The 24,534-nt window shown below is 38.7% G+C and carries 28 protein-coding genes; all 28 read left to right on the forward strand.

Translation table 11 applies throughout. The annotated features are described in order from the left end of the window. Window positions 1–15: 15 nt before the first annotated feature. The 28 genes from fliG to BKO01S_RS11075 all read left to right on the forward strand — a co-directional run bounded on the left by fliG (window position 16) and on the right by BKO01S_RS11075 (window position 24,503). Window positions 16–1,032, forward strand: a complete 1,017-nt coding sequence (gene fliG / locus BKO01S_RS10940) for a flagellar motor switch protein FliG (RefSeq protein WP_066053257.1) — start codon at window positions 16–18, stop codon at window positions 1,030–1,032. Beyond that, complete coding sequence (fliH, locus tag BKO01S_RS10945; RefSeq protein WP_066053259.1) at window positions 1,025–1,789, forward strand: flagellar assembly protein FliH; 765 nt, start codon at window positions 1,025–1,027, stop codon at window positions 1,787–1,789. Before fliG ends, fliH begins: the two co-directional genes overlap by 8 nt. Before the next feature lies 1 nt (window position 1,790). Continuing rightward, window positions 1,791–3,107 carry a flagellar protein export ATPase FliI gene (gene fliI / locus BKO01S_RS10950; RefSeq protein WP_066053263.1) on the forward strand — a complete coding sequence of 439 codons (1,317 nt, stop codon included), beginning with the start codon at window positions 1,791–1,793 and terminating at the stop codon, window positions 3,105–3,107. Beyond that, window positions 3,107–3,550, forward strand: a complete 444-nt coding sequence (fliJ, locus tag BKO01S_RS10955) for a flagellar export protein FliJ (protein ID WP_066053264.1) — start codon at window positions 3,107–3,109, stop codon at window positions 3,548–3,550. The genes fliI and fliJ overlap by 1 nt, the downstream gene beginning before the upstream one ends. An 8-nt stretch (window positions 3,551–3,558) precedes the next feature. After that, a complete protein-coding gene (locus tag BKO01S_RS10960) occupies window positions 3,559–4,158 on the forward strand; it encodes a MotE family protein (RefSeq protein ID WP_066053269.1) in 600 nt (199 codons plus the stop codon). 8 nt (window positions 4,159–4,166) lie between these two features. Next, window positions 4,167–5,402 (forward strand): flagellar hook-length control protein FliK, encoded by a 1,236-nt coding sequence (locus BKO01S_RS10965; protein ID WP_066053272.1) that lies wholly within the window; start codon window positions 4,167–4,169, stop codon window positions 5,400–5,402. A 9-nt stretch (window positions 5,403–5,411) separates the two neighbouring features. Further along, complete coding sequence (gene flgD, locus BKO01S_RS10970) at window positions 5,412–6,044, forward strand: flagellar hook assembly protein FlgD (RefSeq protein ID WP_066053276.1); 633 nt, start codon at window positions 5,412–5,414, stop codon at window positions 6,042–6,044. A gap of 13 nt (window positions 6,045–6,057) precedes the next feature. Beyond that, window positions 6,058–6,441, forward strand: coding sequence for a TIGR02530 family flagellar biosynthesis protein (locus BKO01S_RS10975; protein WP_066053280.1), 384 nt, complete (start codon window positions 6,058–6,060; stop codon window positions 6,439–6,441). An 82-nt stretch (window positions 6,442–6,523) separates the two neighbouring features. Next, a complete protein-coding gene (locus BKO01S_RS10980; RefSeq protein WP_066053283.1) occupies window positions 6,524–7,735 on the forward strand; it encodes a flagellar hook protein FlgE in 1,212 nt (403 codons plus the stop codon). A gap of 48 nt (window positions 7,736–7,783) precedes the next feature. Next, window positions 7,784–8,008: a flagellar FlbD family protein gene (locus tag BKO01S_RS10985; RefSeq protein WP_066053490.1), complete on the forward strand. Its 225-nt coding sequence runs from the start codon at window positions 7,784–7,786 to the stop codon at window positions 8,006–8,008. After that, on the forward strand, window positions 7,995–8,423 hold the full coding sequence (gene fliL, locus BKO01S_RS10990; RefSeq protein ID WP_066053285.1) for a flagellar basal body-associated protein FliL: 429 nt from the start codon (window positions 7,995–7,997) through the stop codon (window positions 8,421–8,423). Before BKO01S_RS10985 ends, fliL begins: the two co-directional genes overlap by 14 nt. 39 nt (window positions 8,424–8,462) lie before the next feature. Further along, a complete protein-coding gene (fliM, locus tag BKO01S_RS10995) occupies window positions 8,463–9,461 on the forward strand; it encodes a flagellar motor switch protein FliM (protein ID WP_066053286.1) in 999 nt (332 codons plus the stop codon). Continuing rightward, window positions 9,451–10,734 (forward strand): flagellar motor switch phosphatase FliY, encoded by a 1,284-nt coding sequence (gene fliY / locus BKO01S_RS11000; RefSeq protein WP_066053289.1) that lies wholly within the window; start codon window positions 9,451–9,453, stop codon window positions 10,732–10,734. Before fliM ends, fliY begins: the two co-directional genes overlap by 11 nt. A 21-nt stretch (window positions 10,735–10,755) precedes the next feature. After that, complete coding sequence (gene cheY, locus BKO01S_RS11005) at window positions 10,756–11,118, forward strand: chemotaxis protein CheY (protein ID WP_066053291.1); 363 nt, start codon at window positions 10,756–10,758, stop codon at window positions 11,116–11,118. Between the two features lie 25 nt (window positions 11,119–11,143). Then, the gene (locus tag BKO01S_RS11010; protein WP_066053293.1) at window positions 11,144–11,824 is read left to right on the forward strand and encodes a flagellar biosynthetic protein FliO; all 681 of its coding nucleotides are present in this window, start codon (window positions 11,144–11,146) and stop codon (window positions 11,822–11,824) included. Next, complete coding sequence (gene fliP / locus BKO01S_RS11015) at window positions 11,821–12,486, forward strand: flagellar type III secretion system pore protein FliP (protein WP_066053298.1); 666 nt, start codon at window positions 11,821–11,823, stop codon at window positions 12,484–12,486. Before BKO01S_RS11010 ends, fliP begins: the two co-directional genes overlap by 4 nt. A 14-nt stretch (window positions 12,487–12,500) precedes the next feature. Next, complete coding sequence (gene fliQ, locus BKO01S_RS11020) at window positions 12,501–12,770, forward strand: flagellar biosynthesis protein FliQ (protein WP_066053300.1); 270 nt, start codon at window positions 12,501–12,503, stop codon at window positions 12,768–12,770. 3 nt (window positions 12,771–12,773) lie between these two features. Then, window positions 12,774–13,550, forward strand: coding sequence for a flagellar biosynthetic protein FliR (fliR, locus tag BKO01S_RS11025; RefSeq protein WP_066053304.1), 777 nt, complete (start codon window positions 12,774–12,776; stop codon window positions 13,548–13,550). Window position 13,551: 1 nt separating this feature from the next. Beyond that, window positions 13,552–14,634 carry a flagellar biosynthesis protein FlhB gene (flhB, locus tag BKO01S_RS11030; protein WP_066053307.1) on the forward strand — a complete coding sequence of 361 codons (1,083 nt, stop codon included), beginning with the start codon at window positions 13,552–13,554 and terminating at the stop codon, window positions 14,632–14,634. 33 nt (window positions 14,635–14,667) lie between these two features. Further along, window positions 14,668–16,704: a flagellar biosynthesis protein FlhA gene (gene flhA, locus BKO01S_RS11035; protein ID WP_066053310.1), complete on the forward strand. Its 2,037-nt coding sequence runs from the start codon at window positions 14,668–14,670 to the stop codon at window positions 16,702–16,704. Continuing rightward, window positions 16,701–17,915: a flagellar biosynthesis GTPase FlhF gene (flhF, locus tag BKO01S_RS11040; RefSeq protein ID WP_066053313.1), complete on the forward strand. Its 1,215-nt coding sequence runs from the start codon at window positions 16,701–16,703 to the stop codon at window positions 17,913–17,915. The genes flhA and flhF overlap by 4 nt, the downstream gene beginning before the upstream one ends. Before the next feature lie 3 nt (window positions 17,916–17,918). Beyond that, complete coding sequence (locus BKO01S_RS11045; protein WP_066053316.1) at window positions 17,919–18,782, forward strand: MinD/ParA family protein; 864 nt, start codon at window positions 17,919–17,921, stop codon at window positions 18,780–18,782. A 9-nt stretch (window positions 18,783–18,791) separates the two neighbouring features. Beyond that, complete coding sequence (locus BKO01S_RS11050) at window positions 18,792–19,871, forward strand: protein-glutamate methylesterase/protein-glutamine glutaminase (RefSeq protein WP_066053319.1); 1,080 nt, start codon at window positions 18,792–18,794, stop codon at window positions 19,869–19,871. Window positions 19,872–19,890: 19 nt separating this feature from the next. Then, window positions 19,891–21,933 carry a chemotaxis protein CheA gene (locus BKO01S_RS11055; RefSeq protein ID WP_066053322.1) on the forward strand — a complete coding sequence of 681 codons (2,043 nt, stop codon included), beginning with the start codon at window positions 19,891–19,893 and terminating at the stop codon, window positions 21,931–21,933. Between the two features lie 46 nt (window positions 21,934–21,979). Then, a complete protein-coding gene (locus tag BKO01S_RS11060) occupies window positions 21,980–22,450 on the forward strand; it encodes a chemotaxis protein CheW (RefSeq protein WP_066053326.1) in 471 nt (156 codons plus the stop codon). A 4-nt stretch (window positions 22,451–22,454) separates the two neighbouring features. Then, entirely contained in the window at window positions 22,455–23,096 is a 642-nt protein-coding gene (locus BKO01S_RS11065) for a chemotaxis protein CheC (RefSeq protein WP_066053329.1), read from the forward strand. Beyond that, window positions 23,089–23,586, forward strand: coding sequence for a chemotaxis protein CheD (locus tag BKO01S_RS11070; protein ID WP_066053335.1), 498 nt, complete (start codon window positions 23,089–23,091; stop codon window positions 23,584–23,586). Before BKO01S_RS11065 ends, BKO01S_RS11070 begins: the two co-directional genes overlap by 8 nt. A gap of 155 nt (window positions 23,587–23,741) precedes the next feature. Next, entirely contained in the window at window positions 23,742–24,503 is a 762-nt protein-coding gene (locus tag BKO01S_RS11075) for a FliA/WhiG family RNA polymerase sigma factor (protein WP_066053338.1), read from the forward strand. Window positions 24,504–24,534 lie beyond the last annotated feature (31 nt).

Raw genomic sequence — 24,534 nt, forward strand, 5'->3', positions numbered from 1 at the left:
GAGGAGTGAGTGAAGATGGCAAAAAGAGATCAAAAGGAATTAACAGGTAAACAAAAAGCAGCCATTCTTCTCATTTCACTTGGGCCGGATGTGTCTGCATCAGTATATAAGCACTTAAGTGAAGAAGAGATAGAAAAATTAACGCTAGAAATCTCCGGGGTTAAAAAAGTAGAATCGACTGCGAAAGAGGAGATTCTAGAGGAATTTCATAATATCGCTTTAGCGCAGGATTATATATCGCAAGGCGGTATCGGGTATGCAAAAACGGTTCTTGAAAAAGCGCTTGGAACTGAACAAGCAGCTGTCATCATTAACCGTTTAACCTCATCCCTTCAAGTTCGACCTTTTGACTTTGCTAGAAAGGCAGACCCAGGTCAAATTTTTAACTTTATTCAAAATGAGCATCCACAAACTATTGCACTAATTTTATCATATTTAGATTCGGCTCAAGCGGGTCAAATTTTATCAGAGCTTCCTCAGGAGGTTCAGGCGGATATTGCAAGAAGAATTGCTGTAATGGATAGTACATCTCCAGAGATTATTAATGAAGTAGAGCAAATTTTAGAGCGAAAGCTGTCTTCCTCTGTGACACAGGACTACACACAAACGGGTGGTATTGAGGCTGTTGTGGAAGTGTTAAACGGAGTGGACCGTGCAACTGAGAGAACGATTTTAGATGCTCTAGAAATTCAAGATCCCGAGTTAGCTGAAGAAATTAAGAAGAGAATGTTTGTATTCGAAGATATTGTTACACTTGATAGCCGTGCGATTCAAAGGGTTATTCGTGATTGTGATAATGAAGATCTTAAGCTGTCACTAAAGGTATCAAGCGACGAAGTCAAGGATATCGTGTTTGGCAATATGTCGAAACGCATGGTTGAAAGCTTTAAGGATGAAATGGAGTTTATGGGACCTGTTCGCCTTCGTGATGTTGAGGAAGCACAGTCGAGAATTGTTGCGATTATTCGTCGCCTAGAGGAAGCAGGAGAAATCGTGGTTGCTCGTGGCGGAGGTGACGATATCATTGTCTAGGCTCATTAAATCAACGTGGGTACCACAAGAATTTACCAACGAAAACAAAGTGATTTCGATTAAAGCAATCAAAAATCAAACCGACGAAACTGAAGAAGAGTCTTCATTGGTAAGTTACCAGGAGAGAGAACGAATTCTGGCTGCAGCACAAATTGAAGCAAATAGAATCGTTCAGGAAGCCCATGAGTTTGCTGCTCAAATTCGTGAGCAAATAGAACAAGAACGCCAATCTTTTCAGCTAGAGCTACAAGCGATGGCACAACAAGCCCAAACGGCAGGCTTTAACCAAGGACATGATGAAGGGAAGCAGCAAGGGTACAATGAAGCGCACGTCATCATCGAACAAGCAAAGGAAACGGTTGCTTTGTCAAAGTATGACTATGAGAAGAAGGTCGAGTCAAGTGAACGAACCATTCTTTCTCTTTCCCTTAAGGTAGCTGAAAAGATTATCGCTAATACACTTACCGGAGATTCGGAACAGTTTTTACCAATCGTGAAAAAAGCATTAAAAGAAGCACGAGAATATCGAGAAATTCAGCTGCATGTTCATCCAACACACTATGAGTTTTTACTTATCCAAAAGGAAGATTTACTTCGAATCTTTCCAAAAGAGACGGAACTATATATTTTTCCTGATAGTGAGCTAACCGATCAAAGCTGCATTATTGAATCTGCAAATGGTCGTATTGATGCAAGTGTTGATCAACAGCTTGATGAAATCAAAAGAAAGCTTTACGAGCTATTGGAGAGTGAATAGAATGCTAGCTGCCGACTTGTTGGGACAAATTGATCAGATGAAAACGTTTAAGCGCTATGGTAGAGTCAAGCGTGTCGTAGGTCTAATGATAGAATCACAAGGACCAGAAAGCTCGATCGGAGATGTTTGTTACATTCATATCGGCAAAAACAACCGGAAGATTCAAGCCGAGGTTGTAGGTTTTAAGGACGAGAATATCCTGCTAATGCCTTATACAAGTTTGAATGAAATCTCTCCCGGATGTTTAGTAGAGGCAACACTGAAGCCACTGGAGGTAAAAATCGGCCCTGCATTAATTGGTTCCGTTTTAGATTCTTTAGGCCAACCTCTTGACGGAAGTCAGCTTCCAAAAGGGCTTGGATCGGTTGGAACAGACCAGGATCCTCCTAATCCAATGAAAAGACCACCAATATCTGAGCCTGTTGAAGTAGGGGTTCGATTAATTGACAGTCTTCTTACCGTTGGGATTGGTCAACGTGTGGGTATATTTGCGGGAAGTGGTGTAGGGAAAAGTACATTGCTTGGGATGATAGCGCGTAATACAAATGCTGATTTGAATGTAATTGCATTAATTGGTGAACGTGGTCGTGAGGTTCGGGAATTTATAGAAAAGGACCTAGGTCCAGAAGGCTTGGCTAGATCAATTGTTATTGTCGCGACGTCTGATCAACCAGCTCTAATGAGAATTAAGGGAGCTTTTACAGCAACTGCGATCGCAGAGTATTTTCGCGATCGTGGCCTAAACGTCATGATGATGATGGACTCAGTGACTAGGGTAGCTATGGCTCAGCGTGAAATAGGGCTGGCCATTGGGGAGCCGCCTACAACGAAAGGTTATACTCCGTCTGTCTTTGCGATTCTACCTAGATTGTTAGAAAGAACGGGAACAAATGAGCATGGATCCATTACGGCGTTTTATACGGTTTTAGTTGATGGCGATGACATGAATGAGCCAATTGCCGATACCGTTCGTGGGATTTTGGACGGACACTTTGTTCTTGATCGCTCTTTAGCGAATAAAGGTCAGTACCCAGCAGTCAATGTGTTAAAAAGCGTAAGTCGAATCATGAACAATATCGTACCTGAAGCCCATAAAAAGTCTGCTGAAAAACTGCGAGAGTTGTTAAGTACCTATATTAACTCGGAGGATTTAATAAATATTGGTGCTTATAAACGAGGTTCTTCGAAAGAAATAGATGACGCGATTGCTTCATATCCGAAAATTATTTCGTTTATTAAGCAAGAAACAGATGAAAAGGTATCCTTTGAAGAAGGTGTCCAATCGTTATATGAATTACTTGGAAGAAGTGACTACTAATGAGATATGAGTTCAAGTTTCATAAAATCCTCGCTGTAAAAGAACGTGAAAAAGATGAAGCCGTTTCTGTCTACCAAGAATCTGTTCGGAAGTTTGAAGAAGTGGCAGAGAAGCTGTACGAGCTGTTAAAAAGAAAAGAGGATCTTGAAGGATATCAGTCTGAAAGGCTTCACGGAGGACTATCGATTCAAGAAATTCGTCATCATCAACAGTTCATAAGTAATATCGAAAAGATGATTGATCACTATCAAAAGATGGTTATCAACGCAAGAAACAGAATGCTGCTTTTTCAGGAAAAATTGACGGAAAAAAATATAGAAGTGAAGAAATACGAAAAGATTCGTGAAAAAGATTACCTGAAATTTACCGAGGATGGAAAATTAATTGAAGGTAAACAAATGGACGATATCTCGATACAAATGTACATGAATCGAGAAGGTTAGGTGAGAGAATGGCAAAGGAAATCGAAGAAATAGTGGAGAAGAAATCGAATAAATTTCAAATGTTCATTTTTGTCTTTCTTATTCCCTTCTTGTTTTTAGTCACAGTTGCGCTAGTCGTTTTAAGCTTTGCTGGTGTAAATGTGTTTGAAAAGTCCAAGGAACTCGCTGCTCAGGTTCCGTTTGTTTCCTCGCTAGTTACAGAAGAAGGAACACAAACAGAGGAAGAGTGGGAAAAGAGCGTAATTACATTAGAAGGTGAGATAAAGGATCGAGAGGCAAAGATTGAAAAGCTAGAATCTGAAATTGAAGGAAAAGATGCTCAGGTTGAGCGGACCAATCTAGAAAAAGAACAACTTCAGCAACAAATTGATGAGCTACTGGCTATTCAAGAGGAAAACAAGCGTGCGTTTAAAGATATTATTAAAACATATGAAACGATGTCTGCGAAAAAGGCAGCACCAATTATTACGGCTATGAATGAACAAGAAGCATTAAAAATATTAACAACGATAAAATCTGACCAACTCGCTGGAATTATGGAGAACATGACAGCCGAGGATGCAGCGAAATACACTGAGCTTTTAACAGCTGAGAGTAATGAAGAGTAGTTATAAAGATGCCACTAGAAGGAGGTGAAAATGAAAGCATGCAAATTGAGAGCTTAGGTTTCACGCAAAAGCTAGCTTCACAGTTGAACAAGACTTCTAAGAGCCAGGAGAAAACATCTTTTACAAATCTTCTTCAATCAGTAACGGCTCCTGTAGAAGCGACATCGAATGATAAAGAGACTGCGGAAATTACTGCTACAGATGTAAAAGATCTTCTAGCCTTGTTATCTAAGGATGATCTCTTAGATGTGGAAGAGGGTTTACAGCTACTAGATCAATTGATTTCTAATAGTAATGAAGATTTACTTACGATGATTGAGAACTACTTAGGAATGAGTCATATCCAATTGCAAAATCTGTTGTCTAACGCAATGGAGAAGCTGCAAATTGAAGGTGGAGAAGGTCAAAGTGATTTAGCTAAGCTCCTTCAGGTCATAGAGAAAATGAGTAATTTAACAGAGAGTCAGCTCCATAATGTTCTAGATAAGGACTCGTTAAAACTAATAAAGTCAGCAAAGCTTTATGAATTAATGGTGAAAAATCAAGACTCTTTAAATGAAGAATCTTCCAAATTTGATTTTAAGACTTTAAGTGCAAAGCTAACAAGCATCCTTGAGGGAAACACGTTAAAAAGTGACCAAGCTGCGTCAAGACTAGCTTTTTTAAAACAAACTTTTTCAGGTATTATTACAAATACCTCTGCAAAGGAAGAATTAACGAGTACGACATCGTCAAAAACAGATATGATCTCTGGTTCTGTTCAATTTATGCAGATGTCAAGACCGGAACAATTGACGCTAACTTTTTCGAGTGGAACAAAGCAAGTCCAAACGGAACAGTTAATTAAGCAATTTGAAAGTATCTTAGCTAGAAGTCAATTTTCAAACGTAAATGGCGTCCAAAGATTATTCCTACAGTTAAATCCAGGTCATCTAGGTTCCTTACGAATTGAGATTATTCAACAGGATTCTGTCATGGTTGCGAAAATTGTCACATCCACGCATGCGGCAAAGGAAGCAATAGAAGGACAACTAAACCATTTGAAACAAGCCTTTAACTCTCAAAATATTCAGGTTGAACGAGTCGAGATCTCTCAAGCTTCATCCGGTCAAGAAAGATTCTTAAACCGTGATGGCGAGCAAGAACAAACGAGGAAGGAACAAGCGGAACGAAAAGAAGAGCAGACATCTGATCAAGATTTTACTGCATCCTTTGAAGAAGCCCTCTTAAATACGGAAGCGTAGGTGAAACAAATGGCAAATACGATAAATTCGTCGCTTTTACTATCAAACTATCAAACTAGTCAGCGTAAAACTGGTTCAGATTCGTTAGGAAAAGATGACTTTTTAAAAATATTAATGACTCAGTTGCAAAATCAAGACCCTTTAAACCCTATGCAGGATAAGGACTTTATTGCTCAAATGGCTACATTTACTAGCCTAGAACAAATGACGAATATGAACAAATCTATTGAATCACTAGTTTCTGCGCAAGAACAAAACCAGTTAATTTCATACAGCCAATTCATTGGAAAAGAGGTTAGTTGGCATAAGCTTACTGAATCAGAGGATGGAAATTCAGTTATCGAACAAGGTACTGGAAAAATTGCATCTTTAAAATTCACTGATGGAGTAGCTACCTTCTTGTTAGAGGACGGAACAAGCCTAACTTCAGGTAACATTTCACAAATCAATGATACAAAAGGCGACACGATGTTATTACAAGCAAGTATGATGATTGGGAAAACAGTCACGTATTCTTCTGAAAACAATGAAGTGAAGCAAGCGAAGGTATCATCAGTTTCCTTTAAAGACGGAAAATCCTTATTTCAGCTAGAAAATGGAGAGAGTGTGTCAAGCACAAGTATTACAAAAATAGAAGCGTAAAGGAATGGTTTGAATGGACAAGTCTATGTTTAGACCGATTCATTCGCAGCCGATTAGTAACCATCCACTAAGATCGGTTACATCTAAACCTACGAGCACGGACTCTTTCTCTCAGCATTTACAGAAAGCATTACAACCAGAAAAACTAACGTTAAGTAAACATGCAAAAGAACGAATGTCCCAAAGGGGAATTCAAATCGATGAGGCCAAGTGGGGTCAAATTCAAGAGAAAGTAAATGAAGCGAAGAAAATGGGTGTCAAAGATTCGCTCGTATTGTTACAGGATGCAGCCCTTATTATCAGTGCAAAGAATAATACAGTGATAACGGCTATGGATCGGCAGGAAGCAACTGCACAAATTTTTACAAATATCAATGGAACGATTGTTTTAGAATAAATTCATTTGGCTGGACCTGTATGGAGGCCATAAAGCTACGGACCGATAGAAGTAGCTTACTATGAAAGGGGAAACGACATAAATGCTACGTTCAATGTATTCAGGAATTAGTGGGATGAAGAACTTCCAAACTAAGTTAGATGTTATTGGTAACAATATTGCAAACGTAAATACGTATGGCTTCAAAAAAGGTCGTGTTACATTTAAAGATACTATGAATCAAACGATCTCTGGTGCGAGTGCAGCACAAGATAACCGTGGAGGGAAAAACCCATTACAGGTTGGTCTAGGATCAACACTAGCAACGATTGATACCATTCATACACAATCAAGCTTACAAACAACAGGTCGCTCACTTGACTTAGCGATCTCAGGTGATGGCTACTTTATGGTAAATCAAGGAGATGCACAGTTCTATACAAGAGCTGGAAACTTTTATCTAGATGATAATGGAACGCTAGTAAATGGAGATGGCTACAAAGTACAAGCATTCACAGTTGATGCAAACGGAAACGCTACGAATCAGATTGGTGATGTGGCTGTTAACGTAAATGCTGTATTACCACCAGTTACTACCAGCAATATCGGGATTTCAGGTAACTTAGCTAGTAACTCAGTTAGCAATGGTACACCGTTTACACAGCAAGTTCAAGTAGTAGATAATACAGGACAAGCGCACAGAATCGATGTTCATTTTGCAAAGACAGGCGATAATCAGTGGGGTGTGTATGTCAACAAACCAGCTCAATTGCCAGACGGATCGTTTGACACACCTACTACAACACTTAATTTTGGTACAGGAAACCCTGTTCCAGCTACAGCACAGACCAATATTACAATTGGCACAACAACTATTAACAATGTTAACCTTGATTTCTCACAATTAACACAAGTAGCAGGCTCAACTAGCGCACTAGTTAACCCTAACGGAAACACAGAAGGGTCACTGGAAAGCTTTAACATCGGTTCTCTTGGTGAAATTAATGGGGTATACTCAAACGGTTTAGTAAGAACTCTAGGTGTTCTTGCACTAGCTAAATTCAGTAACTCATCAGGTTTAACAAAGGCTGGAGGAAACCTTTTTCAAGAGTCCATTAACTCAGGTGTGGCTAATATAAATGTAGCAGGTGAAGGCAGAGGTTCTATCGCTGCTGGAACATTAGAAATGTCAAACGTTGATTTATCTGAAGAATTTACTGAAATGATCTCTGCTCAAAGAGGTTTCCAAGCAAATACCCGTATTATTACTACATCAGACGAAATCTTACAAGAGCTTGTAAACTTAAAACGATAAGCTAAGGGAGGGATAGGGTTGAGTTTTTTCTCAGCCCTAATAATAGCCGTGATTAAAGTAACCCGTTTAAATGGCAAGTCATTCATGTTAAATGCTGTTTATATTGAGACAATCGAATCCTTTCCCGATACGACCATCACCCTTTCAAATGGGCGGAAATACGTCGTAAAAGAGGCAGAGGATCAAGTTTATGAAGCAATCCAGAGATTTTACCAATCTGTCAACCTTTTAGGACGGCTTCAGGTGGAGGATAAAGAAAATGAAGAAAAATAAGCTAGTCATGATTATGGCAATCTTGCTAGTGGCAATTACACTTGTTGGTGCCATAGCAGTTGTAGTGATTCTTAAGGTAACTGGGGAAGATAAGGAAAAGGAATTAACCATTGATGAAGTGTTAGAAGCATCGGTCGATATTCCACAAATGACAGCAAATCTTGCAAGTAATGACTTTATTCGTATCTCATTCAAAATTCAAACAGATAGTGTAAAAGCTAAAGAAGAATTAGAAAAAAGAGATTTTCAAGTAAAAAATATCATTATTTTAGAACTATCAGAAAAAACAGCTGAAGAATTAAAAGGGAAAGAAGCTCAGCAAAAGCTGGAAAATGATTTAAAGGCTAAGATTTCTGAAGTCATGCAAGAAGGAAAAATTGAAAATGTCTATATTACTGAATCTCTCCTCCAGTAAGATTGCAACCTTAGAGAGGAAGAACGGAGGTGAGGAAATTTGTCAGGTGAAGTACTCTCACAAAATGAAATAGATGCTCTTCTATCGGCACTGTCAACGGGGGAAATGGATGCGGATGAGTTAAAAAAGGAACAATCTGAGAAGAAAGTTCGTGTGTATGACTTTAAAAGAGCACTCAGATTCTCGAAAGATCAAATCCGGAGTTTAACGAGAATACATGAAAATTTTGCTCGTTTATTAACCACCTACTTCTCAGCTCAATTGCGTACGTACGTACAAATTTCTGTAGCATCAGCAGACCAGATTCCATATGAGGAGTTCATTCGCTCTATTCCGAAAATGACGATCTTAAACGTTTTCGAGGTTCCACCACTTGAAGGAAGAATTTTAATGGAGATAAATCCCAATATTGCCTATGCAATGTTAGACCGCCTTATGGGTGGTAGGGGCTCCAGCATTAATAAAGTAGAAAACCTAACGGAAATTGAGACAAAGATCATGTCCAATACGTTTGAAAAATCATTTGAGAACCTACAGGAAGCTTGGTCAACCATTTCAGAGATCGACCCTTATTTAGCTGGCTTTGAGGTCAATCCTCAATTTCTGCAAATGGTATCTCCGAATGAAACAGTTGTCGTTATTTCTCTTAATACCGTGATTGGTGAAACAACGGGAATGATCAATATATGTATTCCACATGTTGTGTTAGAACCAATCATTCCTAAGCTTTCTGTCCACTATTGGATGCAAACAGAGAAGAAGGATAGAGAACCGCAGGAGATCGCTCAATTAGAGAAAAGAATACAAACTGCTACAGTTCCTATCTCAGCAGAGCTTGGACATTCGGAAATTTCCATTCAAGATTTCCTTATGTTAGATGTAGGTGACGTGATTGAGTTGAATCAAGCAATTGATGGTGCATTAACAATCAAGGTTGGAGATATACCTAAATTCTTGGCTCAACCAGGAAAAGTAAATAAAAAACTTGCAGTTCAAGTACTAGAGACATTGAAGGGAGGAGACGATGATGGTGAGTGATGGCATGCTTTCACAAGATGAAATAGATGCTCTTCTAAGAGGAACAGATGAACCGGCTAGCGAAGCTGAAGAAGTCATTAATGTGGAAGATTATCTTTCTTCGATGGAACAAGATGCTCTCGGGGAAATTGGTAATATTTCGTTTGGTAGTTCAGCAACGGCACTATCAACGCTTCTAAACCAAAAAGTAGATATTACAACACCTACTGTGGTTGTTATACCAAAGAATAGACTGGAAGAAGAATTCCCACAACCATATGTTGCGATACAAGTAAGTTATACAGAAGGATTTTCCGGAACCAATCTACTTGTTATTCAACAGTCAGATGCAGCGATCATTGCTGATTTAATGTTAGGGGGAGACGGAATACAGCCAGCTGATCTAATGGGAGAAATTCAGTTGAGTGCTGTTCAAGAAGCAATGAATCAGATGATGGGATCTTCAGCCACATCGATGTCGACTATTTTTAGTAAAAAGGTAGATATCTCACCGCCTTCCATCGACATTTTAAATGTGTTAGAAGGGGAAGGGACAGACAGACTTCCAAACGATGATATGCTTGTAAAGATATCCTTTCGATTAAAAGTGGGCGAATTGATTGATTCTAGCATTATGCAATTGGTACCATTAGAATTTGCAAAAGGACTAGTGGAAGAATTATTAAATCCAAGTCCCACAAAGGAAAAAGAATCAGGTAAAATAGAGGATACGAGCACTCCTGGGGCTAATGACCTACCTGAACCTATGTCGGTACCTAGTGCATCACCTCAACCTCCAATTCAAGGAGGATATGGTGGGCAAATGCAACCACCTATTCAGACCCATCCACATCAAGATCAATGGGGTCAAGTACCACCTCCTGGCTACTATCAAGCTCCACCAAGCCAGGCGTATCCACCACAAGGACCACAGCATTTTGGGTCACCTTATGGAGCAATGGGTACACAACCGAATGTACAGCCAGCAAGTTTTTCAAGCTTTGAACAGTATCCGCCGCTTCAGCAAACAGAGTCTAAAAACCTTGATATGTTATTAGATATTCCTCTTCAGGTTACGGTTGAGCTTGGTAGAACAAGACGCTCGGTAAAAGAAATTCTAGAATTATCTGCAGGTTCGATTATTGAATTGGACAAACTAGCTGGTGAACCAGTGGATATTCTTGTAAATAATCGCCTGATTGCAAAAGGTGAGGTTGTTGTAATTGATGAAAACTTTGGTGTTCGCGTAACAGACATCATTAGTCAGAGTGATCGAATCAAAAAATTAAGATAATCTTCTGGGGGTAATATTTTCATGGCACATAAAATTCTTATTGTTGACGATGCTGCATTTATGCGAATGATGATAAAGGACATACTATCGAAAAATGGATATGAAGTTGTGGGAGAAGCAGCTGATGGAGCTCAAGCAGTTGAAAAATACAAAGAGACAAGTCCTGACCTAGTGACAATGGATATCACGATGCCAGAAATGGATGGAATTACGGCATTAAAGGAAATTAAAAAGATTAATCCAAATGCAAAGGTCATAATGTGTTCTGCAATGGGGCAGCAAGCAATGGTTATTGATGCTATTCAAGCAGGAGCAAAAGATTTTATCGTAAAACCTTTCCAAGCGGATCGTGTAATTGAAGCTATCTCAAAAACACTTGGCTAATAATAAAATTTAGAGGTGCAGCGCATTGCAAAAAGGGAAGTTATTCTTCAAAGTGTTGCTTCTAGTACTAATTGCTTTGCTAGGCTCCAGTCATGGGGCCTTAGCAGAGCAATTTAACAGTATTAAGGACTGCTTAGAGGACGAAAGCAAATGTAGTGAGGATCAATTAAAAGAAACAGATAAAAATGGAGAAACAGCGACTGATAGTAATGAGAAAACAGCAGGTGTTGGGCTGACATTCTGGGACTTCTTAAAAATGATATTTGCTTCTATTTTTGTCATTGGATTATTGTATGCTGTTTTAAAATTTATCAATAAAAGAAGTCGTTCCTTCTCTAGTAATCAAATTGTAGAGAATTTAGGAGGGACAGCGTTAGGAACAAATCGTTCCATTCAAATCGTGAAAATAGGCAAGCGGGTGTTAGTAGTTGGAGTAGGAGAAGATGTGAAACTCCTAAAGGAAATTGATGATGAAGAAGAAGCTCGTCAAATGATTGATGATTATAATGATCGTATGGACCAGCTTGTTCAACCAAGCGATATTGTGACAAAGCTAATTGAAAGAACGCGAAATATGAAACAAAGTAATAAAGGGGAAGAAGCATCATCATTTTCTTCTACGTTAAAAGCTCAGCTTGAGGAACTCTCTAAAGGGAGGAAAAAGCTTCTTGATGAAATGGAAAAGAAAGGGTCAGACAAGCGATGAATGAATTTATGGAGTTTTTTAACGGCAGCGATCCTGAAAATGTGTCTACCTCAGTAAGGCTACTGTTAATGCTTACGGTTCTTTCTTTGGCTCCTAGTATTTTGGTTCTGATGACTTCCTTTGTCCGAATTGTAATCGTTCTTTCCTTTGTCAGAACGGCGCTTGCTACGCAACAAATGCCACCGAATCAAGTATTAATTGGATTAGCCTTATTTTTAAGCTTTTTTATTATGGCCCCAACTTTTCAAGAAGTTAACGATCAAGCATTAACACCATTATTTAATGAGGAAATTAATCTTGAAGAGGCTTATTCAAGAGCTTCCTTACCATTAAAAGAGTTTATGAGTGCACATACAAGGCAAAAAGATCTTGCTCTTTTTCTAGAATATTCAAAGGCTGAGCGACCAGAAACGGTGGCTGATATTCCTCTAACAACACTTGTACCAGCGTTTGCTATTAGTGAGATAAAGACAGCGTTTCAGATCGGGTTTATGGTTTTTATTCCATTTCTAGTTATCGATATGATCGTTGCAAGTGTGTTAATGTCCATGGGAATGATGATGCTTCCGCCGGTTATGATTTCTTTGCCATTTAAAATTTTGCTATTTGTTTTAGTAGACGGTTGGTACTTAGTGGTTAAATCACTACTAGATAGCTTCTAAGAAGGTGATTGGATTTGACTCCAGATAGTGTAATTACCATTGCTGAACAGGGGATATGGATGGTCATAATGGTTTGTGGTCCCTTACTAGCTCTGGCTTTAATCGTAGGTTTGATCGTAAGTATATTTCAGGCGACAACACAAATTCAAGAACAAACGCTTGCGTTCGTGCCAAAAATTGTTGCCGTTTTGCTGGGTATTGTGTTTTTTGGACCTTGGATGCTTAGTCATATGCTATCCTATGCAAATGAAATTTTCACTAATTTAACAAGGTATGTGGGATAAGCTATGATTGATTTTCTACCTACGTTTCCTGCATTTTTATTAGTATTTGTACGAGTTACATCCTTTTTTTTATTAATGCCATTATTTTCCTATCGGTCCATTCCGACTACTCATAAGATCGGACTTGGCTTTTTCTTGTCATGGATTATGATTTTTACGTTTGATGCACCGGTTTTAGAAATAAACGGTGCTTACTTTTTATTAATTATTAAAGAGGCATTAATTGGCATTATGTTAGGGTTTATTGCTTATGTCATTATGGCTGCCATTCAAATAGCGGGTGGTTTTATTGATTTTCAAATGGGTTTAGCAATAGCAAACGTTATTGATCCTCAGACAGGAACGCAGAGTCCATTAATGGGGCAGTATTTATATACGATATCCTTGTTCTTTTTATTGGCTTTAAATGGACATCACTTATTACTAGATGGAATTTATTTTAGTTATCAATTCATTCCTATGGAACAAGCGTGGATACCATTAGGAGATGGAAGCATACCTAATTATATTCTCACTTCGATTTCAAAAATGTTTGGAGTGGCCCTTCAATTATCAATACCCATTGTAGGAAGTCTATTTTTGGTCGACGTTGCCTTGGGTATTGTTGCGAGGACAGTACCACAGCTAAATATTTTTGTTGTCGGTCTCCCTTTAAAACTAGGAGTTGGTTTTATCGTCCTTATTGCTGTAATGAGTATATTAATGGGCGCTGTTGCAACACTATTTGAATTGATGCTCACAACGATGAGAGGGTTAATGGAATTGATGGGGGGGCGGTAGCTTGAAAACCCTACGTTTAGATTTACAGTTTTTTTCAGGGGAAAAAACGGAAAAAGCTACCCCGAAGAAACGACAGGAGTCTCGTAAGAAAGGGCAGGTTGCCAAAAGTCAGGACGTAAATACAGCGGTTGTCTTACTGGCTGTTTTTTTATTCCTTTTCTTTGCAGGTGGTTATTTAAAGGATGTTATTTTTCGTTTATTCCAACATTCCTTTCAAGAATATATGAAGTTAGAGTTAACTGAAGACAATATTCAAGTAATGTTTCTTGAAATCCTGAGTGAAATGATTCTAATTTTAGCCCCTATCATGGCTGTTGCCATGGTCGCAGGAGTAGTGTCTAATTTTGCCCAATTTGGCTTTCTTTTCTCAACAGAAGCAATTCAGCCGAAGCTTGAAAAGCTTGATCCGATCAAGGGAGCAAAGAATATCTTTTCGATGCGTGCGATTGTAGAGCTACTAAAGTCGATGTTGAAAATTAGCTTTGTTGGCGGAGTGACCTTTGCTGTACTTTGGAGTAGGAAGGAAGACATATTAATTCTGTCACAAAAGTCCGTTGGCACATCTATGGTTACGTTAGCGGGCCTAACTGTGCAGATGGGACTAATTGCTTCAGCAGCGCTTTTATTTCTTTCCATTCTTGACTATATGTATCAAAAATACGATTTTGAAAAAAAGATTCGTATGTCTAAGCAGGATATAAAGGATGAGTACAAGAACATCGAAGGGAATCCTGAAATAAAAGGGAAAATTAAGCAGAAGCAACGTGAAATGGCGATGCGAAGAATGATGCAGGACGTTCCAACGGCGGATGTTGTTATTACGAATCCGACCCATTATGCTATTTGCTTAAAATATGATGAATCAAAGCAGGATGCCCCTTTTGTTGTTGCCAAGGGTGTAGATTTTATGGCTCAAAAAATTAAATTGATTGCAAAAGAGCACGATGTTGTTATGATGGAAAACCGTCCGTTAGCTAGAGCGTTGTACAGTCAAGCCGAAATTGGAGAAGCAATTCCAGAGGAGTTTTTTAAGGCAGTAGCAGAAATTCTAGCATTTGTTTATAAAACAAAGCAAAAGATATAAAGATATTAATGTATTACTTGAGGAGAGATAGTGATGTCTGGACGAGATTTATCGGTAGTAGTAGGCGTAATTTTAATTGTCGCGATGCTCATTATCCCTTTCCCAACATGGCTATTAAGCATTTTAATTATGCTAAATATTTCACTTGCCCTTCTTGTGCTGCTAAATAGTATGAATATGAGGGAACCTCTACAATTTTCTGTTTTCCCATCTTTGTTGTTATTGTTAACTCTTTATCGATTGGGGCTTAATGTCTCAACTACAAGGGCAATCCTTACACATGGGGAAGCAGGTGGAGTAGTTGAAACATTTGGAAGTTTCGTTGTTGGTGGAAATGTAGTTGTTGGGATTGTTGTATTTATTATTCTTGTTATTATTCAATTCGTTGTTATTACTAAAGGTTCAGAGCGTGTATCTGAAGTGGCAGCAAGATTTACTCTTGATGCTATGCCAGGTAAGCAAATGAGTATAGATGCAGACTTAAATGCAGGAATGATATCTGAGCATGAAGCAAAAGATCGTCGTGAGAAGGTTAGTAGAGAAGCTGATTTTTATGGGGCGATGGATGGAGCAAGTAAGTTTGTAAAGGGAGATGCCATTGCCGGGATTATTATCGTAATGATCAACTTGATTTTCGGAATAGTTGTCGGAGTGACACAGCTTGGATTACCAATTGCTGATGCGGCAAAACAGTTTTCTTTACTTACAGTAGGGGATGGAATTGTTAGTCAGCTGCCTGCGTTATTAATTTCAACAGCAACAGGTATTGTCGTTACACGTGCTGCGTCAGATGGGAACTTAGGAACAGATATCACAGGTCAATTAATGGCCTATCCAAAAATGCTATATATTACCGGTGGAACTATCTTCATACTTGGTCTATTTACGCCGATAGAAGATATATTAACCATTCCCATTGCGGGTCTTATTATATTTGGTGGATACATGTTCTCTAGAGTTCCAAAGCAAGATATAACAGAGATTCAAGAAATGGAAGAAGAAATCCAGACGGATGAAATGAAAAAGCCAGAAAGTGTGGTCAGTCTACTTAATGTGGATCCGATTGAATTTGAATTTGGTTACGGGCTCATTCCTCTGGCGGATTCTAATCAGGGCGGGGATTTACTTGATCGGATTGTCATGATTCGTAGACAGTTGGCAATTGAGCTTGGTTTAGTTATCCCTGTTGTTCGTATCCGTGACAATATTCAGCTTCAGCCCAATGAATACCGTCTAAAGATTAAGGGCAGCGAAATGGCAAGAGGTGAGTTGTTATTGGATCACTACTTAGCGATGAGCCCTGGTATCGATGATGATAGCATTGAGGGAATAGATACAGTAGAGCCTTCATTTGGTTTGCCAGCTAAATGGATTACTGAAGAAGTAAAAGAACAAGCGGAAATTTTCGGATATACTGTCGTCGATCCACCTTCTGTTGTCTCTACCCATATTACGGAAGTAATAAAAAATAACGCACATGAGTTACTGGGTCGTCAAGAAACGAAGCAGTTAATTGATCATTTAAAAGAAAGCTATCCAATCTTGGTAGAAGAGGTGACACCTAATCCACTAACAGTCGGTGAAATTCAAAAAGTACTTGGCAAGCTTCTTCGTGAAAGTGTATCTGTTAGAAACTTACCGATTATATTTGAAACACTCGCTGATTTTGGAAAGGTAACTACCGATACAGATCTGCTTGCTGAATACGTTCGACAGGCGCTTGCACGACAAATTACCAATCAATATCGTGCCGGTGGTCAAACCATTCGAGTGGTAACTGTTTCAGGGAAAATTGAAAAAGTGATTGTTGATAACATACAACAAACCGAACATGGGAACTACTTAGCTCTTGATCCTGCTGTGTCACAATCTATTTTAGAATCGTTAGCTACTCAGGTAGAACAGTTATCTATTATGGAGCAAACACCTATTGTTTTATGTTCACCGGCAGTAAGGATGTATGTTAGACAGTTAACAGAACGTTATTTTCCACAGATACCGATTCTCTCATACAATGAGCTTGAAGCGAATGTAGAAGTACAAAGCGTTGGGGTGGTGAATATAGATTGAAGGTAAAAAAATACGTAGCTCCTACGATGCCAGAGGCAATGAAACAAATTCGAGCGGAGCTTGGTACCGATGCAGTTATATTGAATTCAAAGATTGTTACAACTGGAGGATTCCTTGGGTTTTTCAAGAAAGAAAGTATTGAAGTGATTGCAGCCATGGATGAGGTTGTTCAAGCCGAAAGAAGGATGCAATTTGAACAGCCAAAGGTTAAGGTAAAACCTATTGTAAAGCCGCTAACGACTACGGAAGAGAAAGAAGTCGTTCCAGCACCTACTAGGAATGCTGACATGTCTAATGCAACTCCTATACCAAAAGAAGCAAATCAAAAAGGTACTAAAGAGCGTGACGGAGATATGCTAGCAGAAATTGCTGGTTTAAAGAAAATGCTACTAGCAGCAACAGAGAAACAAACGGATCTCCCGCTTCCTGAGCCAATCCAGAAGTGTGGGCAACGCTTGCTGGATCAGGAAGTTCCAAAGGAGATGAGAGACGAACTCATTTCGTCCCTCCTTCAAAAGTGGTATTCAAATGGTACAGGTGTTAGCGAAAGAGAAGTAAACAAATGGTTGCGCCAAGAATTATATGATCGATTAAGTACTCTTTCATTTGGTGGCATTAGTTTTACAAAAAAATATATAAATCTCGTCGGACCAACGGGTGTTGGAAAGACAACTACGTTAGCCAAAATTGCTGCCGAGTGTACCTTGAAGTATAAAAAAAAGGTAGCGTTAATCACTACCGATACGTACCGAATTGCCGCCATTGACCAATTAAAAACATATGCCAAAATATTAAATGTTCCATTAGAGGTTTGCTATAGCTTAGAGGATTATAAACAAGCTTGTGAAGCATTTAAGGATTACGATATCGTTTTAATTGATACAGCAGGCAGAAACTTTCGAAATCAACAGTATGTTGAGGACCTAAAGAAAATCGTGGATTTTGAACAGGACATGGAAACCTATCTGGTGTTAGCTTTAACGGCAAAACAAAGAGACATGATGGATATTTATGAACAATTTTCGTTAATAAAAATTAATAAGTTTATTTTTACAAAAGCCGATGAAACATCTACATATGGTGCCATGCTCCATATGATGAAAACTAGTCATCTCGGTGTGGCCTACATTACAAACGGTCAAAATGTACCGGACGATATGATATCAGTCAATCGTGAGCAAGTAACGAATTTTATACTTGGGGTCGAATAAGCCATGAAAGATCAAGCAGAGATGTTAAGACAGAGAATACAACAAATGAATGGAAAGTCATCCCCAAAAACACTGGCCGTTGTTAGTGGCAAGGGTGGTGTGGGGAAATCAAATTTCTCTTTAAACTTTTCAATTTCTTTAGCAAGCCGAGGATACAAAGTCCTCCTTTTTGACATGGATGTTGGTATGGGAAATATTGATATTCTCATTGGGCAGTCTGCATCTTATTCAATCGTGGACTATTTTGAAGGACGAAGAGTGTTAAACGAAATTGTGTCTACGGGACCACATGGATTGAATTATATTGCTGGTGGAACAGGTTTAACTCATTTTGTTAATATGGACAAGTCCGTTCACTTGAAGTTTACAGAGGATTTATCGGATCTTCTTTCGGACTACGAATACATCCTTTTTGACATGGGGGCAGGTGCCACAAAAGAAACCGTTCACTTTATCCTCTCGGTTGATGAAGTTCTAGTGGTAACGACACCAGAGCCAACGTCAATTACAGATGCATACGCGATGATGAAGCATATTCATATGCATGATTCGAGTCTGCCATTTTTGCTTATCGTCAACAGAATACATTCTGACAAAGAAGGCAAGGAAACATTTAAACGGTTACGAACCGTGGTAAATAAATTTTTAAACCGGGATATTATTGAATTTGGGATGATACCGGATGACCGCTCGGTCCATCAAGCGGTAACGCAACAAACGCCATTTATTTTTAACGAGAAGGCACCAGCTGCTAAAGCGTTACAACAAATGACGAGGCGTTTTGAGGAAAGACAATTTGAATCAATTTCTGAAAAGCCTAAGAATCATTTTGTATCAAAATTAAAGCGATTTTTGTTTGAAAGGTAGTGCTTTTTTATGAGCAAGATAAAAGTGCTTATTGTGGATGATTCGGCATTTATGAGAAAGCTCATTCAAGACTTTTTAACCGAGGATCCAAGAATGACTATCGTTGGCACAGCGAGAAATGGTGAAGACGCAATAAAAAAAGTAATAGAACTTGAGCCAGATGTAGTAACATTGGACGTTGAAATGCCGATATTAAATGGGATAGAGGCATTAAAACGCATCATGGCTGAGAAACCAACCCCAGTAGTGATGCTCTCTAGTACAACAAAGCAGGGAGCAGAGAATACGATTCTTGCGATTCAGTATGGAGCAACTGATTTTATTACCAAACCATCAGGCGCTATTTCATTGGACCTTCATAAAGTGAAGGAAGAGTTGGTAGAGAAGGTTGTTTCAGCGAGTAAAGCCAATATTAAGCAGCTTGTGAAAACGGATAGTCAGGAAAAAAACACTGTAAAAAAGCACATTAATTATAGTAGAATAGAACCAAGTAAAAAGGATCATTCTAATGCTTTGTCAGGAGATAAACTAGTTTGTATAGGTACATCGACTGGTGGACCCCGTGCACTACAACAGGTGATTACGAAACTTCCAAAGACGATTGATGCACCCGTGTTAGTAGTACAGCACATGCCAGCCGGATTTACGAAAAGTCTAGCGGTTAGATTAGATTCACTTTCAGCGGTTCATGTTAAGGAAGCAGAAGAAGGCGACATTATCAAAAAAGGAACAGTATACATTGCCCCAGGTGGATATCATTTGAAACTCAAATGTGTAGGAGCAAGCTTATCCATTCTATTAGATCAGTCCCCACCAAGAAACGGCCATCGTCCGGCTGTAGATGTAATGTTTGAGTCTTGCAGTGAGCTATCCCATTATGCAAAGATTTCCGTTATTATGACGGGGATGGGTTCAGATGGTACAAAGGGACTAATTAAGCTAAAAGAGTCAGGAAATGTAGTTGCTATTGCGGAATCAGAAGAAACATCTATTGTTTTTGGAATGCCGAAAGCAGCAATTGCAACGAAGTTAGTAGATGAAGTCAAAAACGTTGATAATATTGCAGAAACAATAATGAAATACGTATAACTCCAAGGAGCTGTTGGGCATGGAAATGAGCCAATATTTAGAGGTTTTTATTGAGGAAAGCAAGGAGCATCTTCAGAATTGTAATGAGCGATTACTTGATCTTGAGAAAAATCCAAGTGATCTTAGCATTGTTAATGATATTTTTCGCTCTGCACACACGTTAAAAGGGATGTCAGCAACAATGGGTTATGAAGACTTAGCAAGTCTAACTCATCAGATGGAAAACGTTTTGGATGCCATACGAAACCAAAAAATTTCCGTTACACCTGAAATTCTTGATGTTGTGTTTGAAGCAACGGACGATTTAGAAGCAATGGTGTTTTCGATTGCTGATGGAGGCGACGGAAAACGTGATGTGTCTTCTGTAGTAGAAAAGCTTAAGCTAATTGAAAAGGGAGAAAGTCCTGCTGTATCTCAAGGGGTAAAAGAGGTAGCTGCCACAATAGCTCCAGATACTCCTCGTGTACTTAAAGGTGAATACGATGAGTTTGAATGTACGGTCCTTCAGCAATCAATGGAACAAGGCTTCCAAACATATGAAATTACGATTTCGCTGAGAGAAGATTGCTTGTTAAAAGCTGCGAGAGTATTTATGGTATTTGAAGTCATTGAGAAATTAGGAGAAGTCATCAAATCGACTCCTTCAGTTGACCAATTAGAGGAAGAACAGTTTGATCAAGAGTTCACGGTAACGATTGTATCGAAGGAACCAATGTCTGATATTCAAGGCAAGGTGATGAAAGTTTCAGAGGTTGATAGAGTTGATATTCAGCCTCTATCTATTGAGCAACTCCGTCCAAATACAGAAGCAGCTGTTGAATCTATAAAGCAGGAAGTAGTTATTGCTGAAGAAGTAAAAATGGAAGAACCAGCTCAAGATGAACAGAAAAAACAAACATCAGTGAAACAGGCTAGTAATAAAACGATTCGTGTTAATATTGAGCGACTTGATATTTTAATGAATTTGTTTGAAGAACTTGTCATCGATAGAGGTAGATTAGAGCAAATTTCAAGAGATTTAAATAATTCAGAGCTCCATGAAACCGTGGAACGAATGAGCCGAATCTCTGGTGATCTTCAAAACATTATCTTAAATATGCGAATGGTACCGGTTGAGACGGTATTTAATCGTTTCCCACGAATGGTACGACAATTAGCTCGTGATCTTGGCAAAAAGATTAATTTAGAAATTGTCGGTGCGGAAACGGAACTAGACCGTACGGTTATAGACGAAATCGGTGACCCGCTTGTTCACCTAATCCGTAATGCGTTAGACCATGGTGTAGAAACACCTGAGGTAAGAAGAGCTAAGGGTAAGAGTGAAGAAGGAACGGTTATCTTAAAGGCATTCCATAGCGGCAACCACGTGTTTATTGAATTATCTGATGATGGTGCTGGAATTAACCGTGATCGAGTACTTAGTAAGGCACTAAAGAACGGTATTATTTCGGAACAAACGGCTGCAACTCTTACAGACAAGCAGGTATATGAATTGATTTTTGCATCAGGTTTCTCAACAGCGGAAAAAATTTCAGATGTGTCAGGACGAGGTGTTGGTCTTGATGTTGTGAAAAATACCATTGAATCGCTTGGTGGAACAGTATCAATTGATTCAAAAGAAGGAGAAGGTTCTGTATTCTCCGTTCAACTTCCTCTAACTCTTTCTATTATTTCTGTTATGTTGGTAGAAATTCAGAAAGAAAAATACGCAATTCCGCTTTCTTCAATTATTGAGACAGCAATTGTTAAAAAGGAAGATATTCTTAACGCACATAATCAAAAGGTGATTGATTTTAGAGGGAAAGTAGTCCCACTCCTATTCTTAAAGGATATTTTTGAAGTTCCTGTCTTCGAAGAAGAGGATGAGTTTTATTCCGTGATCATCGTAAGAAAAGGCGATAAGATGGCAGGTCTTGTAGTGGATTCCTTTATTGGCCAGCAGGAAGTAGTATTAAAGTCGCTAGGAAACTATTTAACAAATGTATTTGCTATTTCAGGGGCAACAATTCTTGGAGACGGACAAGTGGCACTCATTGTAGATTGCAATGCACTAATTAAATAAACATCTACTAATGTGTCTAGCATGTTAGGAAAGAGGGGGAAGTCTCATGAGTGAGACATCAGTAGCAGATTTAAAGCTTATTATCTTCCAATTAAAAGGAAAAGAATATGCGATTCCAGTAAGTGATGTTCGGTCCATTGAAAAGGTGCAGCATATTACTAGAGTCCCTAGTAGTTCTCACTTTGTAAAGGGTGTTATCAATTTAAGAGGAGTTGTCACTCCTATTATTGATTTAAGAAGTCGTTTTGGAATCGAAGAAGAAGTATATTCTGATAGTACAAGAGTCATTATTGTTGCTTTAGAAAATATGGATGTTGGCCTAATTGTAGATGCGGCGAACGACGTAATAGATGTTCAAACAGAAGCCATTGAACCTCAACCAGAAGTAGTAGGAACCGAAGAGGCGAACTATATCAGTGGAGTGGTGAAGGTGGGCAAACGCCTAATGATCCTTCTTGACCTTGAAATGGTCTTAAATCCAGAAGAAGTTAAAGCGACTCAAGGGATTGAAGGATAACGCAATGGGATTCATTAGTAATCTTTCTTCTATTCATTTGGACATATTAAAAGAAATCGGCAATATTGGTGCGGGTCATGCAGCAACGGCCCTATCTAAGCTTTTAAATAAAAAGATTGATATGCAGGTTCCCAATGTTAAAATTGTTACCTTTGATGAAATGATGGAACTATCAGGTGGTGCAGATCATGTAGTCGCTGCGGTGTTTCTCCGTATAGAAGGGGAAGCACCTGGCAGCATGTTCTTTGTCCTACCTCCTGAACAAGCAACTGTATTTATTAAGCAAATGATTGGTGACGAAGAATTTACCTTTGATCAACTAGGGGATAATGAAATAGCCACTTCTGCCTTACAGGAGCTTGGAAATATTTTATCTGGTTCGTATTTATCTTCTTTGTCCGATTTTACGGGACTCGCATTGTATCCATCAGTTCCCGCGTTAAGTGTTGATATGGTGGGCGCTATTATTAGTTACGGATTAATAGAACTGTCACAGGTAAGTGATTACGCGATAGTAATTGATACGGCGCTGAATGAGGATGACGTTGAGTTAAGTGAAAGTGTACGTGGCCACTTCTTCTTGTTGCCTGACCCGGACTCCTTTCATATTATCTTTGAATCTTTAGGAGTTAGGGATAATGGATGAAAAAGTTGAGATTATTAAGGTTGGAATAGCTGATATGAATGTCGTATCTGCGCCTAACCGAATTAGAACATCTGGGCTTGGATCATGCGTGGGTGTGGTGTTATATGATCAAGGAAAAGAGATAGCAGGGCTTGTTCATGTTATGCTCCCTGATTCAACCCTTTCTAAAGCTGGTACATTGAATCATGCGAAGTATGCTGATACCGGGGTGAAGGAGCTTGTAAAAAAGCTTACCCAATTTGGGGCAAGACCCTCCATGCTAAAAGCAAAAATAGCTGGTGGAGCGCAAATGTTTCAATTTAGTAATACTAGTGACATGATGAGAATTGGTCCAAGAAATGTAGAAGCGGTAAAAAAAGAGTTGGCTGAGTTGAAAATTGCTATCATGGCAGAGGATGTAGGAGGAAATAGTGGGCGAACGATTGAGTTTTGTCCGAAGTCAAAAATCTTACACATTCGAACGGTTAACAAAGGCACTCAGGAATGGTAGAATGGGAAATAATAAACGATCAGCCTTTAAATGAATGGCTGATTTTTTTTGCAATTAAAAATCGATTATTGTTTGAAAGAAATAAGGACTGTTTATATTAAGAAAGTATTTAATTTAACGATTGATTTGAACAATGTCGTTTGGAGGAGGAAACCATGGGACAGGCACCTTCGATCGAGGAACAAAACATATGGGAAAAATGGACTTCCAAAAGAGACAGTGATGCTGGGGATTATTTAGTGAGAAAATATATGCCGCTTGTTAGCTATCATGTCCAAAGGATTTCCGTTGGATTACCGAAAAATGTTTCACGAGATGATTTAAAGAGCTTAGGATTGATTGGGTTATACGATGCACTTGAAAAGTTTGATCCAACTAGGGACTTGAAATTTGATACATATGCGTCCTTTCGTATTCGTGGAGCCATTATCGATGGGTTAAGAAAGGAAGATTGGCTCTCAAGAAATACAAGAGATAAAGCAAAACGAATTGAGCAAACCATTGAAAAATTGGAACAACAGCTTATGAGGAATGTGACATCTAAAGAAATCGCACAAGAGCTAAATATGAGTGAGGATGATGTTCACAATACAATCAACGAGCATTTTTTTGCCAATGTTTTATCAATTGATGAACAGCCGGATGGTGAGGAAAAAGAGGGAGCTGGATTCTCGTTAAAGGATGAACGTGCAGAAATACCGGAAGAAAAAGTTATTAAAAATGAGTTGATATCCGAGCTGTCTATGATGATTTCGCATTTAAATGACAAAGAACAGCTTGTGTTAAGTCTATTCTATCAGGAAGAGTTAACATTAACTGAGATTGGACAAGTAATGGATTTGTCGACATCTAGGATCTCTCAAATCCATTCCAAAGCTATTTTTAAGCTTAGACAAACCTTGCAAAAAATTGTTTAATACAAACTTATTTTTGAAATCTGTAAATAAT

The organism is Robertmurraya korlensis NBRC 107688 (assembly GCF_001591645.1).
In the GTDB taxonomy this organism is placed as follows: domain Bacteria; phylum Bacillota; class Bacilli; order Bacillales; family Cytobacillaceae; genus Robertmurraya_A.

What these genes read in the sequence shown, in the direction of transcription:
- fliG (WP_066053257.1), top strand. Translation starts at nt 16, where the DNA reads ATGGCAAAAAGAGATCAAAAGGAATTAACAGGTAAACAAAAAGCAGCC.
- fliI (WP_066053263.1), top strand. Translation starts at nt 1,791, where the DNA reads ATGCTAGCTGCCGACTTGTTGGGACAAATTGATCAGATGAAAACGTTT.
- fliJ (WP_066053264.1), top strand. Translation starts at nt 3,107, where the DNA reads ATGAGATATGAGTTCAAGTTTCATAAAATCCTCGCTGTAAAAGAACGT.
- BKO01S_RS10960 (WP_066053269.1), top strand. Translation starts at nt 3,559, where the DNA reads ATGGCAAAGGAAATCGAAGAAATAGTGGAGAAGAAATCGAATAAATTT.
- BKO01S_RS10965 (WP_066053272.1), top strand. Translation starts at nt 4,167, where the DNA reads ATGCCACTAGAAGGAGGTGAAAATGAAAGCATGCAAATTGAGAGCTTA.
- flgD (WP_066053276.1), top strand. Translation starts at nt 5,412, where the DNA reads ATGGCAAATACGATAAATTCGTCGCTTTTACTATCAAACTATCAAACT.
- BKO01S_RS10975 (WP_066053280.1), top strand. Translation starts at nt 6,058, where the DNA reads ATGGACAAGTCTATGTTTAGACCGATTCATTCGCAGCCGATTAGTAAC.
- BKO01S_RS10980 (WP_066053283.1), top strand. Translation starts at nt 6,524, where the DNA reads ATGCTACGTTCAATGTATTCAGGAATTAGTGGGATGAAGAACTTCCAA.
- fliL (WP_066053285.1), top strand. Translation starts at nt 7,995, where the DNA reads ATGAAGAAAAATAAGCTAGTCATGATTATGGCAATCTTGCTAGTGGCA.
- fliY (WP_066053289.1), top strand. Translation starts at nt 9,451, where the DNA reads ATGGTGAGTGATGGCATGCTTTCACAAGATGAAATAGATGCTCTTCTA.
- cheY (WP_066053291.1), top strand. Translation starts at nt 10,756, where the DNA reads ATGGCACATAAAATTCTTATTGTTGACGATGCTGCATTTATGCGAATG.
- fliP (WP_066053298.1), top strand. Translation starts at nt 11,821, where the DNA reads ATGAATGAATTTATGGAGTTTTTTAACGGCAGCGATCCTGAAAATGTG.
- fliR (WP_066053304.1), top strand. Translation starts at nt 12,774, where the DNA reads ATGATTGATTTTCTACCTACGTTTCCTGCATTTTTATTAGTATTTGTA.
- flhA (WP_066053310.1), top strand. Translation starts at nt 14,668, where the DNA reads ATGTCTGGACGAGATTTATCGGTAGTAGTAGGCGTAATTTTAATTGTC.
- BKO01S_RS11045 (WP_066053316.1), top strand. Translation starts at nt 17,919, where the DNA reads ATGAAAGATCAAGCAGAGATGTTAAGACAGAGAATACAACAAATGAAT.
- BKO01S_RS11050 (WP_066053319.1), top strand. Translation starts at nt 18,792, where the DNA reads ATGAGCAAGATAAAAGTGCTTATTGTGGATGATTCGGCATTTATGAGA.
- BKO01S_RS11055 (WP_066053322.1), top strand. Translation starts at nt 19,891, where the DNA reads ATGGAAATGAGCCAATATTTAGAGGTTTTTATTGAGGAAAGCAAGGAG.
- BKO01S_RS11060 (WP_066053326.1), top strand. Translation starts at nt 21,980, where the DNA reads ATGAGTGAGACATCAGTAGCAGATTTAAAGCTTATTATCTTCCAATTA.
- BKO01S_RS11065 (WP_066053329.1), top strand. Translation starts at nt 22,455, where the DNA reads ATGGGATTCATTAGTAATCTTTCTTCTATTCATTTGGACATATTAAAA.
- BKO01S_RS11070 (WP_066053335.1), top strand. Translation starts at nt 23,089, where the DNA reads ATGGATGAAAAAGTTGAGATTATTAAGGTTGGAATAGCTGATATGAAT.
- BKO01S_RS11075 (WP_066053338.1), top strand. Translation starts at nt 23,742, where the DNA reads ATGGGACAGGCACCTTCGATCGAGGAACAAAACATATGGGAAAAATGG.